Source organism: Paraclostridium sp. (assembly GCF_051657365.1).
Classification (GTDB): domain Bacteria; phylum Bacillota; class Clostridia; order Peptostreptococcales; family Peptostreptococcaceae; genus Paraclostridium.
In genome coordinates, this window is sequence record NZ_JBOFKN010000145.1 from 1 (window position 1) to 1,493 (window position 1,493).

Below are 1,493 nucleotides of genomic sequence, written 5' to 3' on the forward strand. Positions count from 1 at the left end.
TTGCAGAGCAAACAAGGCGGGAACCGTTATGGCAATCACCAGCATTGCCACCAGAACTTCAATTAAACCAAAGCCACGCGAGTGTGAAATAACCATCAATAATCACTCCATGAGCCGGCCATAATTCCCTGAGACTTTAGTTTTTCACTCATATAGTCTAATAACGTTGAGTCATAAGTCATGTTAAATGATGATTCAAACAAAGCCTTACCATTACTGTCCAGTAGAATTGTTCCATCCATAAAAACTGGCGTAGCAGCCTTAAAATTGATCATTAAATTTTTATCTTTCACATTATCAATAAATGAAATCATTCCTCTAAAGCGCCCACCACCATTGGTGAAAATAGTCAAGCCTTTCTGAGGATCTGTTATGTATTTATAGGCTTCACTTTCTTTGCCTGGCAAGCCAACAAGATTAATTACAATATTCAGCGGTTCGGCAGTATCTTCCATAGTTGGAAAATTACCTTTTAACTCACATCCCCAAACACTGTTAAATGTACCGTGAGGAGTAAATTTATGAATTGAATTAGCATCAAGATCAAGCCACACGTGTTTATCTAACTTTCCCTTTCCCTTTGCTTTAGATAATGTGTCAATTACATTATTGCACCACTGGTCTTTTGCAATGTCTACATCAGCCATGTTCAAAAACTTTCCTTTTGACTTCATGAATTCATCGCCTAGATAAACCGCACTCGCTTTATTGTCCGCTGTAATTTTTGAGTTTGAGCTAACTCCCTTCGTTTCATCCTTGGCTTTAGGGTTGTCTGATATTCCATTTATTTTCTGACCTGGCGTGATAGTCTGAAAATCATATGACGGTGCTAACGCACCTAAATTCTTATCATAACGAACCTCTACTGCGGAATCAGCCACCCCTGTCTCAATGCTTCCTCCAATAGCACTTCCCGCCTTAACGTTGAATTCGACATGACCAATAACATCAACGTTTCCTGTTGCCACAATTGCGGATTTAGGTATCGTTTTCATCCCACCAATAGATTGGTATACAGTACGTAATATAGCTTCAAAACCATTCGCCTGACCGGTCGATACTATTTCAAAAAGTCCACTTTTATCATGACGAATTGTAGTTCTATATGTGGAAATTAGCTTCGAATTTTCTTTTTGTTCACCATTAAATGAAAACTGACCTTCGCAAACCACTTCGCTATTTTCATTTACGGAGTTATCATCAGGCCGACAATAACAGTTGTTATTTACCGTTCCTTTATTCTTCATCTCTTTACTTTCAAATAAGCACGGCAACCTTTTGTTATTTTTCGTTACGGTTTTAAGAGCCTGAGTCATTCCTGAATGTGCTGCATTATAGGCTTCATAGTAAACAGCTTCATCGTTCGCTTTCTTTGCATTAAATAACATGCCTTTGCTTAAATAAAATACAGCAATCAAAGCGATCGCGCTCAAAACAAGCGTGACTGTTAATGTCGCAAATCCTTTTTTAATCATAGCATTGAACTCTCAAGT

2 protein-coding genes are annotated in these 1,493 nt (G+C 38.1%); both read right to left on the minus strand.

Annotated elements, in window-relative coordinates; genetic code table 11:
• A partial coding sequence (locus tag ACRCYC_RS10460) for a prepilin-type N-terminal cleavage/methylation domain-containing protein (protein ID WP_438617810.1) occupies positions 1-96 on the minus strand: 96 nt, incomplete at its 3' end.
• Positions 96-1,475: a hypothetical protein gene (locus ACRCYC_RS10465; protein ID WP_343197627.1), complete on the minus strand. Its 1,380-nt coding sequence runs from the start codon at positions 1,473-1,475 to the stop codon at positions 96-98. The genes ACRCYC_RS10460 and ACRCYC_RS10465, both read right to left, overlap by 1 nt.
• Positions 1,476-1,493 lie beyond the last annotated feature (18 nt).